Origin of the sequence: Paenibacillus sp. FSL R10-2782, assembly GCF_038592985.1 — a bacterium.
GTDB lineage: Bacteria > Bacillota > Bacilli > Paenibacillales > Paenibacillaceae > Paenibacillus > Paenibacillus terrae_C.
Genome location: NZ_CP151951.1, coordinates 3961017 through 3976919, shown reverse-complemented (window position 1 = coordinate 3976919; position 15903 = coordinate 3961017). Strand labels below are relative to the sequence as shown.

At 48.4% G+C, this 15903-nt stretch carries 14 protein-coding genes; 9 read left to right on the top strand and 5 right to left on the bottom strand.

The genetic code is table 11. The features are described 5' to 3' along the window. Positions 1-23: 23 nt before the first annotated feature. The 4 genes from NST83_RS17920 (at position 24) to NST83_RS17905 (ending at position 4700) form a co-directional block, all read left to right on the top strand. Positions 24-2273 carry a methyl-accepting chemotaxis protein gene (locus NST83_RS17920; protein ID WP_342415149.1) on the top strand — a complete coding sequence of 750 codons (2250 nt, stop codon included), beginning with the start codon at positions 24-26 and terminating at the stop codon, positions 2271-2273. Positions 2274-2418: 145 nt separating this feature from the next. Further along, on the top strand, positions 2419-2523 hold the full coding sequence (locus NST83_RS17915; protein WP_252361862.1) for a YjcZ family sporulation protein: 105 nt from the start codon (positions 2419-2421) through the stop codon (positions 2521-2523). Between the two features lie 118 nt (positions 2524-2641). Then, positions 2642-2743: a sporulation protein YjcZ gene (locus NST83_RS17910; protein WP_137064002.1), complete on the top strand. Its 102-nt coding sequence runs from the start codon at positions 2642-2644 to the stop codon at positions 2741-2743. Between the two features lie 148 nt (positions 2744-2891). Next, positions 2892-4700 carry a penicillin-binding transpeptidase domain-containing protein gene (locus NST83_RS17905; RefSeq protein WP_342415148.1) on the top strand — a complete coding sequence of 603 codons (1809 nt, stop codon included), beginning with the start codon at positions 2892-2894 and terminating at the stop codon, positions 4698-4700. On the opposite strand, the gene NST83_RS17900 is transcribed toward NST83_RS17905, so the two are convergent. After that, the gene (locus NST83_RS17900) at positions 4655-5809 is read right to left on the bottom strand and encodes an AI-2E family transporter (protein ID WP_342415147.1); all 1155 of its coding nucleotides are present in this window, start codon (positions 5807-5809) and stop codon (positions 4655-4657) included. The genes NST83_RS17905 and NST83_RS17900 overlap by 46 nt on opposite strands. A 269-nt stretch (positions 5810-6078) precedes the next feature. Here NST83_RS17900 and NST83_RS17895 point away from each other — a divergent pair, with 269 nt between their 5' ends. Beyond that, positions 6079-7476, top strand: coding sequence for a polysaccharide deacetylase family protein (locus NST83_RS17895; protein WP_342415146.1), 1398 nt, complete (start codon positions 6079-6081; stop codon positions 7474-7476). An 88-nt stretch (positions 7477-7564) separates the two neighbouring features. On the opposite strand, the gene ilvD is transcribed toward NST83_RS17895, so the two are convergent. The 3 genes from ilvD to NST83_RS17880 form a co-directional block, all read right to left on the bottom strand. Further along, positions 7565-9253 carry a dihydroxy-acid dehydratase gene (gene ilvD / locus NST83_RS17890; RefSeq protein ID WP_044648168.1) on the bottom strand — a complete coding sequence of 563 codons (1689 nt, stop codon included), beginning with the start codon at positions 9251-9253 and terminating at the stop codon, positions 7565-7567. Positions 9254-9612: 359 nt separating this feature from the next. Further along, entirely contained in the window at positions 9613-9861 is a 249-nt protein-coding gene (locus NST83_RS17885) for a general stress protein (protein ID WP_137063999.1), read from the bottom strand. A 175-nt stretch (positions 9862-10036) separates the two neighbouring features. Then, positions 10037-11071, bottom strand: coding sequence for an acyltransferase family protein (locus NST83_RS17880; protein WP_342415145.1), 1035 nt, complete (start codon positions 11069-11071; stop codon positions 10037-10039). 313 nt (positions 11072-11384) lie between these two features. On the opposite strand from NST83_RS17880, the gene NST83_RS17875 reads away from it, so the two are divergent. The 4 genes from NST83_RS17875 to mgrA all read left to right on the top strand — a co-directional run bounded on the left by NST83_RS17875 (position 11385) and on the right by mgrA (position 14821). Continuing rightward, positions 11385-12191 (top strand): alpha/beta fold hydrolase, encoded by an 807-nt coding sequence (locus NST83_RS17875; RefSeq protein ID WP_137064061.1) that lies wholly within the window; start codon positions 11385-11387, stop codon positions 12189-12191. 15 nt (positions 12192-12206) lie between these two features. After that, positions 12207-12986, top strand: coding sequence for an HAD family hydrolase (locus tag NST83_RS17870; RefSeq protein ID WP_342415144.1), 780 nt, complete (start codon positions 12207-12209; stop codon positions 12984-12986). After that, complete coding sequence (locus tag NST83_RS17865) at positions 12974-13717, top strand: NAD-dependent protein deacylase (protein ID WP_342415143.1); 744 nt, start codon at positions 12974-12976, stop codon at positions 13715-13717. The genes NST83_RS17870 and NST83_RS17865 overlap by 13 nt, the downstream gene beginning before the upstream one ends. A gap of 84 nt (positions 13718-13801) precedes the next feature. Further along, complete coding sequence (gene mgrA / locus NST83_RS17860) at positions 13802-14821, top strand: L-glyceraldehyde 3-phosphate reductase (protein ID WP_137063995.1); 1020 nt, start codon at positions 13802-13804, stop codon at positions 14819-14821. Positions 14822-15017: 196 nt separating this feature from the next. Here the strand turns inward: mgrA and NST83_RS17855 are convergent, their stop codons facing one another. Continuing rightward, positions 15018-15884 carry an AraC family transcriptional regulator gene (locus NST83_RS17855; RefSeq protein WP_342415142.1) on the bottom strand — a complete coding sequence of 289 codons (867 nt, stop codon included), beginning with the start codon at positions 15882-15884 and terminating at the stop codon, positions 15018-15020. Positions 15885-15903: the final 19 nt, after the last annotated feature.

Genomic DNA, 15903 nt, shown 5'->3' with positions numbered 1-15903 from the left:
TTATAGGGTGGTAGGTGAGAGAAATGATTTTTTGGAAAAAAAAGGGGAATACAACGAAGAAGCAGCCAAAGAAAACAGCTCTAGTTAAAGGATTAAAGGGCAGCAAGACGACAACGGCTAAAGGAGACAAAACAGTTGGGGGGTCTTTGAAGGACGCTTCCTGGTTGTCTAAGGCTACTCGTGTAGGCGCATACAATTTAAAGCGCTTACTCAAGCCGGAAAAATACAGTAAAGATTTTATGCATTTGGTTAAAAATTATAATCCGATTCGTTCAGTTGGCATGAAGCTGTTTTTGATTTTTTTTACAGCGATTATGTTGTTTGTGATCAGTTTGGGAATGATTTCATACTTCAAAGCCAAAAATACAATTGAGCAAAATGCGGCTACGGCTTATCAGCAAACGGTTCAACAAACAGCAGAGAAGCTGGATATCATTTTAGAACGCTTTCAGGATACCTCGACACAGGTGTTCTTCGATAGTGAATTAAGTGATCAGCTACAAAGGGCGGCAAAGCAGGAGAAAAACTCGTTTGAATCCTTTGTTGCTATGGGTGAAGTAAACAAAAAGTTAACGAATATTGCATTTACGAACAAGGAAATTGATTCGCTTTATCTGTATCCGGAACAAACGGATCAGGCTGCTATGGGCACAGGAACACAAAAAGATGTGCGGCAGGAAGCATGGTTCAAGGGTATTTTAAAAAATAAAGGGATCGTCTGGTTGCCTACACAGGTAAATGAAAACGGTAGCAAGACGTTTCGTCTGGCTCGTTCTATGAACAGCATGTCCGGCTTGGGTGGGACTTATGTTTTGGTTATGGATTTGAAGTCCAGTGCCGTGGATGATCAGTTGAAAAGTATAGATCTGGGTGCGGGCAGCATGATTAGCCTGATTACACAGGATGGTGCTTTTATAGGCTCGAACATTGAGGCGCTGGCAGGAGGAAAACAAAAGCTGGATTACGTTTCGAAACTCCAGGGTATTGAAGGAAATCAGATTTTGGAGCAGTCAGCTAATGGAAAAGTGCAAAATGTGCTGGCCGTGCATAATACGCTGGGCACCTCCAAGTGGATTCTCCTGGGTGTCATACCTGTATCAGTGCTAGTTAAAGATGCTGAAGGAATTTTAACGACGACCTGGATTTTTGCTGTAGTGGCTGCACTGATCGCGTTGTTCATCGGTTTGTGGATGGTGCGACTTGTGGCGCTCCCTTTAACGCATTTAAAAGATCTGATGCTGGAAGGAGCCAAGGGCAATCTGCAGGTTCGTACCCACTACAACGCTAAGGATGAAATCGGGCAATTGTCTGAAAGCTTTGATACGATGATGGAGCAGATTACTTTGCTGGTAGAACAGACGAACGTTTCAGCCCAAGAGGTGTTGAATACAGCGACGGAACTGAGTGATGCGTCAAAGAAAACGGCCATCTCAGCCAAGGAAATTGCAGCAGCAACGGAGGAGATTGCTCACGGCTCCGCCAGCTTGGCCACAGAGGCTGAACGTGGCAACGGACTGACCGGAAACATTTCACAGCAAATGGATACGGTTATAGCCTCCAACCATGAAATGAGCAAGGTTGCACACGAGGTTGAGCAATCCAGTGAACAAGGAACGGTTCAATTGAAAAATCTTCTGGGTAAGACCAAGGTTACCGAAGAAACGACACATGCGCTTGTGAGCAAAGTAGACAAGCTGAAGGAAACAACCTCCGATGTCTTTAAGGTGCTGGACGTGCTACAGGATATTGCGAAGCAAACGAATATTTTATCGCTGAATGCTACGATTGAAGCGGCTAGGGCTGGAACGGCAGGGCGTGGATTTATGGTGGTGGCCAATGAGGTTCGGCAACTGGCTGAACAATCACGTCAAGCCATTCGCACCGCGACGGGAATTATTAATAACATCGTCGGCGAGATGAATGAGACGGTTCAGGCGTTATCGGAGGTGTACCCACTGTTCCGCCAGCAGATGGGAGCGGTGCAGGAGACGACGGACATTTTCCAATCGGTACAGCAGCAAATGGGAGAATTTGCGCTTCGATTAGGTACGGTTACCTCATCCATTCAGGAGTTGAGTGAATCGCAGGCGATTTTGTCGGAGGCGATGACCAATGTGAGTGCGGTAGCCGAGCAGTCCTCCGCCACTTCGCAGGAAGTCGCTTCTCTCAGTACCGAGCAGGCGAATATCGGCAATCAGCTGGTAGGATTGTCTGATAAGCTGGAAGGGGTATCGGTCAATTTGAAGGAGCAGCTTTCACGGTTTACAGTGTAAGGGCGTGCGTCTTCATAAATTGTAGGAGCCTGCTGACGTTTGAGGATTATCGTGCTATATGAATTTATTGTTTACCCAGAAGCCCTTTCCTTCATCAAGACCTTGCATAGCCTATACAGTACGCTAAAACAAAGGAGGCGTTCTTGTGGGGGGAATGGAAAGAGGCTTCGGAGGAGTGTGGACATCAATAGCTGCTATCCTGACACTGTTTATTTTGCTAGTGATCATCTTGAAAACGTTTCTCTTATAACATTGGAGGCTCTACCGCGTTGTATGGGTAGAGCCTTATTTGTTTGCCTGAATGCCCTGCCCTTGAGTAATCTTCTACATATATTGAAGTGTACTTTCATCGAAGGGGGGATCAAGCCATGGGTGGATTTGAAGGTGGTTGCGGCGTGTGGACTTCTACAGGTGCAATTTTGGTACTCTTTATTCTGTTGGTTATCATCACTAAAGCCTGTTGGGTTTAATTTGTAAAGAATCGTGAAGGAATGTTTCAGTACCACCCAGCTTTTCAAGCTGGGTGGTTTTCTTTTTTCAACAAATGACATGCTATACAGCATACCGATTGGAAAAAACATTTACAGGACATACTACTGGAAAAAAGATGAAAGAAGGATGCATGTGCCGAGGCGTGGCAGTAGTTTCATTCGTAAACGTCGAATTGCATATACGGCTGTGGGCATTACGGCTTTGCTACTCATTTTGCTGTTGCGGCTGGCCTGGATACAGGGGACGGCGGGTATCCAAATGTCTGCTTACGGGGGGCATTCGCTCAAGGAAATGTCTGTGCGCCAGCGGCAGGAGGGCATTGCAATCGACTCGGGGCGGGGACAATTTACGGATCGGTACGGACGACCGTTAACTGGGGGCGTGGTATGGACGCCAGTGCTTTTTCCTGATGTAGACGGTAAAACAGCCGGGCATGGAGAACAGCTTGCCAAGCTGCTGCGGACAAATAAGAAGGAGCTACTGGCTCAATGGAAGGAGCTGCAATCCCCGCTGTTATGGCGAGACGGACACGGACAACCCCTGCATATCAAGCCGGATGAAGCGGATCAACTGCTTAGCCTCGCACCTTCTCTGGTAGAGCTTGTACCGTATTCGACACGCTACAACAATGTACCCAATGGCAAGCAGTGGCTTGGATTTCTGTACGAACGACCAGATCGACCGGGGCAATTGCCAATCGGGGCAGCCGGGCTGGAAAGAACGCTGGAGCCACTCCTGAGTGGTGTGGGTGAAACCTTCGTTTCCCGATTTGTGGATGCACAGCGCCGTCCGCTGGCTCATTTGCCGTTGCGTGTCAGTGCCCCTTCCAATGGCCACTATCCTCTACAGGTCCAGACGACCATTGATCTTCCATTACAGCAGCAGCTTGAAAAGCTGACGGAAACCAATCATCTAACAGAAGGGGCGGTGGTTGTGCTGGATGCGGGGAACGCCGATGTGCTGGCGATGGTGTCTCGTCCTTTTTATAACCCTGGTCGCGTCGATCCACACCAGACAACAGGTTGGTCTAATCGTGCCCTCAAGGCGGTGACGCCTGGCTCCATTTTTAAGCTTGTTACGGCGGCTGCTGCGCTTGAATCGGGGGTAGTCCAACCGAAGGAGCAATTCCATTGTCATGGGACCTATGGGAAGTATGGTTTGGCTTGCTGGAAAAAAGAAGGCCACGGTACTCTGAACCTGGAGGAGGGGCTGGCCGTATCCTGTAATATTGTGTTCGCTCATCTGGGTGAACGGCTTAGTCCCGCCCAAATTCAGGCGACAGCCTCTGCGCTCGGATTGAGCCGGACCGTCGGCTGGCAGGAGCAGAATATTGCGGGCATAGCGCAGTTTAGTCCGTTGGATCACGAAGAAAAGGGAGCCGTTTTCGGCTCCCATACAGATGCGGCTAATCCGGGTGTACGTGTCCAGACAGCTATCGGTCAGAGAGACGTACTGGTCACGCCCCTCCAAGCCGCCAATCTTATCGTGACATTGCTGCATGATGGTCAGGTACATGCTCCACGGCTAGTGAAGCACATTGGCTACGCAGACGGAGGCACGTTGCTGGATTTGCCAGCCCATGCTTCTCCATCACCCGAAGGAAGCCGTCCAGTTCACGCTTCAACAGCCCGCGCGCTTCGTGAAGCGATGGAGAAGGTTGTAGCCCACGGCACAGGTACATCCTTGCGTGGCAAGTCTTGGCATCTGGCTGGAAAATCGGGCACAGCCCAAGCTCTAAAGGACGGGCAACCCGTGAATCACCAATGGTTTATCGGTTATGGCCCGGTGGAGCATCCTCGTTATGCCGTTGCCGTCTTGGTACAAAATGCGCCACAGCATTCTGCAAATCAGGCAACAACACTGTTCGGTCAAGTAATGGACCTGTTGGCTCAATTTTCCTCGGTTCCACGAGGAGCTACACGATCTTCCTCCTGAATTTTGACGATAAAGGGAGGCTCCTCGAATTCTTCTGTCGGAAATCGAATCCATTGCTGTAAATAGCCTTGCTGCCATAATTCCTTCAGTAAAATGATCAGGATTGGAGACAGGATCAGCCCGGCCAATCCGAAGATCGACAGTGATATGATGGCAAAGGAAAGCATTAGATAAGCGGATGAAACACCGATGGAATGACCTGTGATTTTAGGCTCTGCCAGTTGGCGAACGATTACCGTAACAGCCATGACAATGAGCAGCCCTATAGCCAGGCTGGTGTTGCCTGTGATGAACAAATAGACTGCCCACGGAATAAAAATAACAGGTACACCCAGTAAGGGTAAAATATCGAACAATGCCGCCACAAGAGCCAACGACAGAGCATTATCCACCTGCAAAATGAGTAAACCTATAAATACGAGAACAAAGGTGATGCTTACCAGCATGGCTTGTGCCTTTAAAAAGGCCGAAATTGCTTTGAGTACATGATTTTTAAGAAAAAGATAAGCGGTTTTAAGCGTCTTGGGTGTTTTACTACGGGCAATGCCTTTCCAAAGATTAATCTCCATACTTAAAAAGAAAGCTAAAATAATGGCAACTGCAAAGTTGCCCATAAAGACTGTGAAGGAGCTGAGAAACTGTATGAAAAAGGAGAGCCCCAGCTGCGCCCATTTGGTGGCAATAGCAGTCGCAGTTTCAAAATAATCGTTAACACGTTCGGTAATCCCCGGCGGCAAAGCGGCAATTTTATCTTGGGAAAGATGAAGATACCGTGTGAATTCCGTTTGGATAATCTGGGTATACTGTGGGAGATTTTGCGCCACTTTCGTAAATTGTGTAACCAGAATCAGACCTAATCCAAAAAAAATAGCGAGTAAAAGGATGATAAACAGCAAAACAGAGAGTGCGGAAGCGAAGGGCTTCTTCATACCTTTCCGGTGGAAATAACGGGCCACAGGTTCAATGCACCAAAACACAACGAACGACAGGAACACAGGGGCCGCGAGCTGATACAGCTTACTGGATACGAACATAATTAAATACACGGTTAATACAATCAGGCCGATATCAAAAACGGTTCGCCAATATTTTTTGTACAATGGAAGCATGTGTATACAACGACTCCTTTAAGATTTTAACCTATTGTACACTAAATTGGATCTCTATGCTGCTTATACAGTCCTAAAATACAGAATCAAAACCGACAGTATAACCGCCTAAAGCAGCAACGGGTTAGCCCGGTAGTTGATCGTTATGCTCAAGAAAAGAATGCAGCAAAATCTCGGCACGCTTACGTCTTTGTGATAACATATAAGTAAGTGAGTTTTCCTCAGGAAGCCTGCTTGGTAGTCCAGAAATAGAAAAGTGGGGATAAAACGTGCAGACTTTACTGTTATGGATGTTTTACATTTCAACTTTTTATGCGTTTATTCCGGCGCTGGTCAGTCGAATGTTTGGATTCCGAGTGTTTCGGCGGGGCAAAAGTGAGCAAGAGTATGCGCTCACCTTCGATGATGGTCCTGATCCAGTGTATACGCCGCAGTTGCTTGATTTGCTGAAGCGTTTTGATGCCAAGGCTACTTTTTTTGTTGTAGGCATACATGCGGAAAAACACCCGGAGCTTTTGAAACGCATGCATGACGAAGGTCACTTGATCGGTATTCATAATTATGTGCACAAATCGAATTGGCTTATGCGGCCCGTCACGGTCAGAAGACAAATTGCCCGGACAGAGGCTGTTATTCGCCGGGTAACCGGGGAAGGAACGACCTTTTACCGCCCACCATGGGGAATTGTGAATTTCTTTGATATTTCCAACTCGAATGGTCGCCGAATCGTATTATGGTCCTCTATGTTTGGGGATTGGAAGGCAAGCATCGGAGCAAAACAGTTGGCTGAGCGGATGCTCAAAAAGCTGAGGGGTGGCGAGGTGATGCTGCTCCATGACTGCGGTACAACACTGGGGGCAGACGCAGGCGCTCCGCAAAACATGCTGATTGCGCTGGAGAAGCTGTTGGTGGTTGCCCAAGAACGGAAGCTGCGCAGCGTACGTGTCGATACCTTATTTTGTCGTGAGTCCGCCAGCAGACCTGCTACTACCGAAACATCCAATACGAGTTGGTTTAAAAGAACGTTAGTATTCGGATGGTTGCTGTATGAGCGGATATTTCACGTTCTGTTCCGTCTACGTCCAGTGCGTAAGGAGGACACGATCTTTTATTTCAAGCGTAGTACCTATCACGGGCCAAATGTGAACATGGAGAACGGTAGGTGGCTGGAAAAAGGGGACGCCGTGGTTGAGCTGCATTTTGATAATAAAATGCTGTTTCAGTTAGGCACAACCGCCAAGTCTATGGTACATTTGGCCATTCAACTGATTCGGATTGTAAAACGACAACTTCCTGATCTCGCCTATCGAATTGCGGATGACCCCAAAATGAACGGTATTAAGGCCGTCTATGCAGTGAGTATGATTAATCGGGGACCGGAGAAGCTGGGTTTTCAGATACGAGAGCTTCCCAAGGGACTGTTCAGGATAGCATCAACCTTATATTTAAAGCTGTTATTTAGTGTTATCCATCCTTCCGGCCCAGAGCGGTTGAATGAAAAAAGGGATGAGATGGTGCCGAAGATGATTGTGATGCCGATTGATACTCTGTTTGACCGCTTCTGGCTGAGGGATTCATACCCTACGGATCAAGGTCAAAGCAAAACAGATCCTGTTCAGGAAACAGTTAGAGCCTCGCAAGCAGCAGATACGAGATCAAGTAGTTGAATTAACGCTAAAAAAGCCTCCCAACCCCTGTGATCAGGGCGTTCGGGAGGCTTTTGTTTATTCGTTTTTAAAACCATCATGATAAGGATTAGATTTTCATAATACCGCCGTTGCTTGCATTGGTCACCAGCTTGGAGTAGCGTGCCAGGTATCCTGTTTTAACCTTCGGTTCGAAGCCTTTCCAGTTTGCACGACGACGTTCAAATTCTTCGTCACTAATTTGCAGCTCAATTGTACGATTGTTCAGATCCAGCTCGATAATATCGCCGTCCTCAACAAAAGCGATAGGGCCGCCCTCTGCTGCTTCGGGGGAAATGTGACCGATAGAGATACCACGGGATGCGCCTGAGAAGCGTCCATCTGTTATCAGGCCGACCTTGGCACCAAGTCCCATACCGACGATTTGCGAAGTTGGAGCGAGCATTTCAGGCATACCCGGTCCACCCTTAGGACCTTCATAACGGATAACAACAACGTGGCCTTCTGCGATTTTGCCATTGGCAATACCAGCCAGCGCATCTTCCTGTGAATCAAAGCAGATGGCAGGGCCTTTGTGATAGCCCCCAACAGACGGATCAACTGCACCGACTTTAATGATGGAGCCTTGCGGTGCCAGATTACCGAATAATACAGCCAAACCGCCGCGTTCGGAATAAGGGTTGTCCAGCTTGTGGATAACATTGGTATCCAGAATTTCCTGCCCCTCTACGTTTTCGCGGATCGTTTTTCCGGTTACTGTAATACAGTCACCATGCAGTGCGCCCGGCTTCTTCAACAATTCATTCAGCACTGCGCTTACGCCGCCTGCATTATGAACATCCTCGATATGATAGTCGGAAGCAGGTGCCAATTTGGACAAATGAGGTACGCGGTTCGCCACTTCATTGATCCGTTCGATAGGGTAGTCTACTTCAGCTTCATGAGCCAGTGCCAATGTGTGCAATACCGTATTGGTGGAACCACCCATGGCCATATCCAGCGCAAATGCGTTATCAATAGCTTCTTTAGTCACGATATCACGTGGTTTCAGGTCCAGCTTGATCAATTCCATCAATTGACGTGCAGATTGTTTAACGAATTCTTTACGTTCTTCCGCTACTGCGAGAATGGTGCCGTTACCAGGCATAGCCAGACCCATTGCTTCAGCGAGACAGTTCATGGAGTTCGCTGTGAACATACCTGAGCAAGAGCCGCAAGTTGGACAGCCGTATTGTTCTAATTCCAGCAGGCTTTGATCGTCGATTTTACCAGCCTGATATGCACCTACGCCTTCGAAGACGGAGGTCAGGGAGATGGAGCGCCCGTTCTTGTCTTTACCAGCTTTCATGGGGCCGCCGCTGACGAAAATAGTCGGGATGTTCACACGTAATGCGCCCATCATCATGCCGGGTGTGATTTTATCACAGTTTGGAATGCAGACCATGCCGTCAAACCAGTGAGCGGAAACGACAGTTTCCAGCGAGTCGGCAATAATTTCGCGGCTTGGTAGAGAATAACGCATACCGATGTGTCCCATGGCAATGCCGTCATCTACACCAATGGTGTTAAACTCAAAAGGTACGCCGCCTGCCTCACGAATGGCTTGCTTGACAATTTTGCCGAATTCCTGCAAATGGACGTGGCCCGGTACGATGTCGATATACGAGTTACACACCGCGATAAATGGTTTGTCAAAATCTTCTTCTTTAACGCCCGCTGCGCGCAACAAGCTGCGGTGAGGAGCGCGGTCAAAGCCTTTTTTAATCATATCGGAACGCATTTTCGTCTTTGCTGTCATGATGCTGGTTTCCCCCCAAAGTTAAAAAATTTTATGGCGTCCGAAGACGCCGAATTAGCGCAGATGTTTTCTAAAGAGTCTATCATACATGTGCGCATATTTCTACATATATGAGGATTTTGTGAAAATTCAAGAGCGACCTGTAATCGACAATATATAGATCGAAATGATTTGGTTCGTCTATATATTGCACCTTGGAGCAGCTGGAATTGAATTTTGTGTAAAATGCTGATGATAAAAAGTAATCGTTTGGATATTTGTGATGTCGCAAAATATGAAAAGGCCCACTCCGCAATAAAGCAGGATGGGCTTGAGCTTGCTTTTTATAGTTACAAAAGGTGTTTTATGTGGTACTTGATTCAATTTTTGCCGCCTTTGCGTCCAATATCCCTGTAGTAATCTTTGTCATGAGACTCAGCGGTAGCATCGCCGCCACGTTTACCAATTTCCTGATAAAATTCTTTATCGTGGGAGTTAGCGGTAGCTTGCCCGCCTTTTTTACCAATCTCCTGATAAAATTCCTTGTTGTGCTTCTTGGATGTAGCTTCCCCACCCATACGACCTGCCTCTTCGCGGCTCATTTTACCTTGATCCTGATTACGTGCCATTACAAAACACTCCTTTATGAAAAGTTGTTTTTTGTTGCGCGCATCCTTTACTTACCACATCATGCCTTGATGAAACAGGCCTCTTGCTAAGTAAAGAGGATCCGGGTCCGCCTAGTTCTTCGTCTGATAGCCGTTTGTCGCGTACTGACGCTTGTTATAGGATGGACATAAAAAGTTATGCCGATCGTTTAAAAAGATAAGGAGACGGCTTAAGCATCCAGTCAACCCGTGGCTCGATTAAAGGATGTGTTGCATTTCGCACCCAAGGCAGAGTCAGTAGACAGCACAGACCCGCAGCACACGCTACGATCAGCATCACTTCCAGCGGAGTGTCTATATAATCGTAAATCCCCTTGGCAGCAGCGGTACGGACAATCAGACCATGGAGCAAAAAGACGTATAATGTCCGCCGCCCCATTTCAGTCATACGTCCAGTGACGGCTGGAACAAAGCTCAAAAACGCGATAGCTGCTATGAATTGCACTCCGTAAATGCCAATGCGGTAAATCCCCGCATACCATTCGGCATGACCCAGCTCACCATAAGTCATGCTGCCATACAGCCAGCCTGTCGGAATGCCGTAGTACGACGTTCCCGCCAGTACCATAAGCAGAAGGGACACTATGCCTGCGATCACACGGACTGGAGTCGTGAAGAAGCGTCGAACATCTGTATAATTCAAATGATACCCTGCTACAAAAAAAGGCAAATAAACAAAGGTTCTGCACACGCTGAGCCAGACGCCATCCACCGGGAGATATCCGACAAGGATACCCAGCAGCACGGATATACCTAATTGGACAACAGGCGGCATTCCCTGGAAAGCAAGCATCAGCAGTCTCCAGCAAATATGACTGGCAAGGAACCAGAGCAGCAAATAAGGTGCAAAAAAAGAATGATGAATATGAGGGACATGGAAGAGTGCAGCATCCAATATCGAATAGAGGGTTTGAAAAATAAGATATTGCATACCGATCTGAAGCAAAACCTTCCGGCCTGTGGGCCCCCCTAATGATGATTTGGCAAAGTAGCCTGTAACGAGCACGAACAACGGCATATGAAACATGAATATCCAGCTAAACCATTGTTGGGCGATGTGAAGCGAGCCAACCAAGGGCTCCAGAGCATTGCCTGCAAATACGCATACGATCAGCATAAAGCGCAAATTGAGAAAAAAGCTTTCTCCTTGTATGTCATGGCATGTCGTCATGTAATTCCCTCCGAACGGCACTAAGCCGAGTAAACTCTGTGCAAAATAATCCTTACAAGGAACAAGGTACGATACTCTGAGTCTTACAATTGTGATTTTATTCACAATGGTAAGCGCTATCATGTCCTTATTATGTGGCGGAAGCTTGAACAGGGGACAAAGACCAGGCAAATGTCTGGAAATGTCTTCTTATTTGACCCTGTGCGCGCACGATGGTACCCTAACAAGGTTATAGATAAGCTGATTTACGCAGCAAAAATTTCATATACCAATCATGAATCATAAGGTACGAATTACGAAAGGAACCTTTAAAATGAGAAGAAGAACGAGAAGATCATACAGCTCATATGGGACAGGCGCTAATAGGAAGATATGGAAAATTATATTGGGTATCCTGATGGTCATTGTGCTTATTGCAGCTTGGGGAGCATGGAAGGTATTCACACCCTATCAGCCTGACAACACGGCCACTGCCGCATTAGCAGAAGCAGCCGATGCTGTGAAGGTGAACGAACAGGAGCATTGGATTGGTTTTGAGCCTGCAAAAAGAAATGGTGCCGGAGTTATTTTGTACCCGGGTGCGTTGGTAAAGCCCGAAAGCTACGCTCCATTGGCCCGCCGTTTGGCGGAAAAGGGTCATCATGTGATCATAGCAAAAATGCCGCTGAATCTTGCATTGACTTCCCCGAATTTGGCGGGTGAGGTACTGAAGGCATATCCGAAAGAAGCGTTTGTGATCGGAGGCCATTCGTTAGGCGGTGTTATGGCTGCCCGCTATGCCGCTGCACATCCCGATCAGGTCAAGGGCGTATTTTTCCTTGCTTCCTACCCGGACAGTAAGGGGAATTTGAAGGATAAAAATCTGCCGGTCATTTCCCTGCTTGGAAGTGATGATGGAGTGATTAAAATGGATAGTGTTCAGAGTGGAAGAGCTTATCTACCAGCCAATACGTTGTATTTTACAGTTGAGGGAGGAAATCATGCCCAATTCGGCAGCTACGGAGCCCAAAAGGGCGATAACCCTGGGAAAATTAGCCCGGCCGAGCAATGGAATCAAACCGTTTCAGCTTTGCAGGACTGGATGAAAGAGAGTGTAGATTCAGCTCCAAAAAATCAGTAAAAAGGAGGCGGCTGCATGTCTGAGCTAGTCGTGCGGGGACAGCGGTTTCCATGCCGTGGCATTTTATTGGACAAGGATGGAACGCTGCTGGATTTTATTCAGTTGTGGGGGCCCTGGGCCCGTTCTATACTGGATATGCTGGAACAGCAGCTTGCCGTGGCAGGTACTGAGTTTACGGCGGAAAAAGGCAGCATTCTGGGCACCATCCACGACCCTGAGGGGCGCGTGATCGGCTATGATCCTTCTGGCCCGCTGGCGATGGGGACAGTGGATGAGAGCACGGGCGTGCTGGCTTGGCAGCTTTATACTGCCGGTGTACCGTGGAATGAAGCGGTGAGGCTTGTTCGGGACTTTAACAAAATGGCGATGGCTGATATTCGGCGACATCGGGCCGCGAAGGCGTTTCCGGGTTTACGCACGTTATTGGAGCAAAGCCGCCGTGCCGGATTGAAGCTGGCGGTCGTCACCTCTGACAGTACAGAGGCCGCGCAGGAGCATCTGGAGTGGATGGGGCTGACATCCTATTTTGATGAGGTCATCGGTCACGACAGGGTTACATACGGCAAACCAGACCCGGAAATGGCTGAAAAAGCCTGCGATTTGCTGGGACTGTCGCCAGCGGATGTAGTTGTCATTGGAGACAGCAACGGGGATATGCAGATGGGCAAGCGTGCCGGGGTGCGGCTGGCCATCGGATTTGCGCCAGAGCAGGAACGTTCCGGTCATTTGCTGGATGCGGACATCATCGTCCGCGGATATGAAGAGCTGGAGGTGCGTGAAACATGGACAAAGTAAAAATGTTGGCTGATTGGATACAGCAATCGCAAAATATTGTTTTTTTCGGCGGAGCGGGTACGTCGACGGAGAGCGGTATCCCGGACTTTCGTTCGGCGGCTGGTCTGTATCAGAGTGAGGAAAAGCTGCCTTATCCCCCGGAGGTTATGCTTAGCCGTTCTTTTTTTGTAAAGCATCCTGAAGTGTTCTTTGGCTTCTATCGCAGCAAAATGCTGCATCCCGATGCGGAGCCTAACGGCTGCCATCGTTTCCTCGCATCACTGGAACAGCATGGGCGACTCAAAGCGGTCGTGACGCAAAACATTGACGGATTGCATCAGGTCGCAGGCAGTGTGAATGTGCTGGAGCTTCACGGCTCGGTACATCGCAACCATTGTATGGAATGCGGGCGTTTTTACAGTCTGAACGAAGTGATGGACAGCTCCGAGGTGGTGCCCAAATGTCCAGTAGACGGGGGAATGATCAAACCGGATGTCGTTTTATACGAGGAAGAGCTGGATCAGGATACGCTTGTCCGATCCATTCAGGCTATCTCGCAGGCCGATCTGCTATTAATTGGAGGAACCTCACTGACGGTGCATCCTGCGGCGGGACTGATTACTTATTTTCACGGTAAACATACGGTACTGCTTAATACAGATCCCACTTCATATGATCACAAGGCTGATCTCCTGATTATGGATCCCATCGGCAGGGTTCTGGGAGAACTCGGCAATCAATTGAGTTTGTAATCGTTTTCTTGTCAACGGCCGGATAAAGGCGCTATGATGTTGTTGTACTGGACATAACAATGTTTCGAGAGAGGCTGGGATAGCATGGTTTATTTGGCTGGCGATGAACGCTATGAAAGTATGAAATATAACCGCACAGGGAGATCAGGCCTTAAGCTGCCTGCCATTTCACTGGGCTTGTGGCACAATTTTGGCGGGATCAACAATGCGGAGAACGGTCGTAGCATGGTTACTCGTTCTTTTGATCTGGGGATTACGCATTTTGATCTAGCTAATAACTATGGTCCTCCAGCGGGCTCAGCAGAGGAATTTTTCGGACAAGTGCTGGCGAGTGATTTGAAGCCGTACCGGGATGAGATGATCATTTCGACCAAGGCGGGCTACACTATGTGGCCAGGACCTTATGGTGATTGGGGCTCGCGCAAATATCTGATATCCAGTCTGGATCAGAGCTTGAAGCGGTTGGGTCTGGATTATGTCGACATATTTTACTCCCACCGCTTTGATCCTGATACGCCGTTGGAAGAAACAATGCAGGCTCTGGATCATATCGTTCGTTCCGGAAAAGCGCTGTATGTGGGCGTGTCTAATTATAGCGCGGAGCAAACGGCAGAAGCGGCTCGTATTCTAAAGGAGCTGGGAACACCGCTGCTGATTCATCAGCCCAAATATTCTCTGCTCGACCGCTGGATTGAAAACGGGTTGCAGGATGTACTGGACGAAAACGGGATCGGCAGCATTGCCTTTTGCCCCTTGGCTCAGGGATTGCTAACGAATAAATATTTGAACGGAATTCCCGAGGATTCACGCGCGGCAAGTGCATCTGTCTTCTTGAATGAGAACAATGTGACACCCGAGACACTTCGCAAGGTGCGTGCTCTTAATCAGATGGCGGCTGCGCGCGGACAAAGCTTGGCTCAATTCTCGTTAGCCTGGGCTCTGCGTGGTGAACGTCTGACCTCCGTCCTGATTGGGGCCAGCCGTGTGAGCCAAATTGAAGAAAATGTTGCCGCCCTGTCCAATCTGGACTTTTCGCAGGAAGAGCTGGATCGGATTGATTCGATTCTGAATGCTGGGAACTTACAGGACGGCGGCACAGCCTAAAGCCCAAAAGCTATTCCATCATCATTGGCATAACGTGCATTTTTTCATGCCCAATATACACACAACAGCCCACATCGTTAAAGGATGCGGGCTGTTTGCTATTTTCCGAACCGTATCAGATTGGTCGTTGCCCATGCCGGAACAGAGGATCAATCATCAGACGAAGCAGGCAGGATATGTGAACGGTTAAAGCCTGCTAAGGATGCGGATATTGCTGAACCTTGCTTCGGTACTGGGTTGGCGACTGACCGCAGAAGCGCTTGAATTGACGCGAGAAATACAAAGCGTCTGTCAATCCCACCGAAGCGGCCACCTGCTCCACCGAAAGCTCGGGACGCTCGCGTAGCAGCTGACGAGACTTGTCAATTCGCAGTTTGAGCAGATAGGTGACCGGAGAGACGCCCGTTTCCTTCTTGAATATACGTGACAAATACGCACGGTTATAACCAAGTCCTTCGGACATTTGTTCGATAGAAACAGGATGCGCATATTGAGTGGACATATATTGGACCATCTGCTTGACCGTCCGCCGAATTTGCGAATCTGCGCCGGTTGGGTCAGACCAGTCGCTTAAATGATTACCCGCCTCCCCCATGATCAGATACAGGTAGCCGAGGGCTGCAAGATGCGAGCTGGATTTTCGGCTGTAAAAGGCTAACTGCATCTGCTCCAAATAGCTGGGGATCAGGCTCTCACTGGAAGCGTGGAAGACAGCCTGATGCACGTGTAGCCCTGCCTCCTGCACTATCTGTTCGGTATGCTGTCCTGTAAATGCAGACCAGCGATACCGCCACGGTTCCTCTTCATCGGAGGTGTAGCTTACAAGCTGACCGGGATGGATCAGGAAAAAATCGTTTTTTTCAAGCTGATATGAGTGCTGCTCTGTTCGGTAGATGCCTTTTCCAGATTCTACAAAATGAAGCAGATAGTAATCATATAGCTTCGGCCCGACGGCATGACCGGATTTGGTTTGGCTCTCGCCGGCAAAAAGCACGTGCAGCGGGCTATTTTCATAAAACACTGGATTGGAGGCCACAGCATAACTATATGAATGCGCTTGCAAATAGGGTCATCCTTCCTAG

Excerpts from the sequence above, each read along its gene's own strand:
- NST83_RS17920 (WP_342415149.1), top strand. The coding sequence starts at position 24 with ATGATTTTTTGGAAAAAAAAGGGGAATACAACGAAGAAGCAGCCAAAG.
- NST83_RS17910 (WP_137064002.1), top strand. The coding sequence starts at position 2,642 with ATGGGTGGATTTGAAGGTGGTTGCGGCGTGTGGACTTCTACAGGTGCA.
- NST83_RS17905 (WP_342415148.1), top strand. The coding sequence starts at position 2,892 with ATGCATGTGCCGAGGCGTGGCAGTAGTTTCATTCGTAAACGTCGAATT.
- NST83_RS17900 (WP_342415147.1), bottom strand. The coding sequence starts at position 5,809 with ATGCTTCCATTGTACAAAAAATATTGGCGAACCGTTTTTGATATCGGC.
- ilvD (WP_044648168.1), bottom strand. The coding sequence starts at position 9,253 with ATGACAGCAAAGACGAAAATGCGTTCCGATATGATTAAAAAAGGCTTT.
- NST83_RS17885 (WP_137063999.1), bottom strand. The coding sequence starts at position 9,861 with ATGGCACGTAATCAGGATCAAGGTAAAATGAGCCGCGAAGAGGCAGGT.
- NST83_RS17880 (WP_342415145.1), bottom strand. The coding sequence starts at position 11,071 with ATGACGACATGCCATGACATACAAGGAGAAAGCTTTTTTCTCAATTTG.
- NST83_RS17875 (WP_137064061.1), top strand. The coding sequence starts at position 11,385 with ATGAGAAGAAGAACGAGAAGATCATACAGCTCATATGGGACAGGCGCT.
- NST83_RS17870 (WP_342415144.1), top strand. The coding sequence starts at position 12,207 with ATGTCTGAGCTAGTCGTGCGGGGACAGCGGTTTCCATGCCGTGGCATT.
- NST83_RS17865 (WP_342415143.1), top strand. The coding sequence starts at position 12,974 with ATGGACAAAGTAAAAATGTTGGCTGATTGGATACAGCAATCGCAAAAT.
- mgrA (WP_137063995.1), top strand. The coding sequence starts at position 13,802 with ATGGTTTATTTGGCTGGCGATGAACGCTATGAAAGTATGAAATATAAC.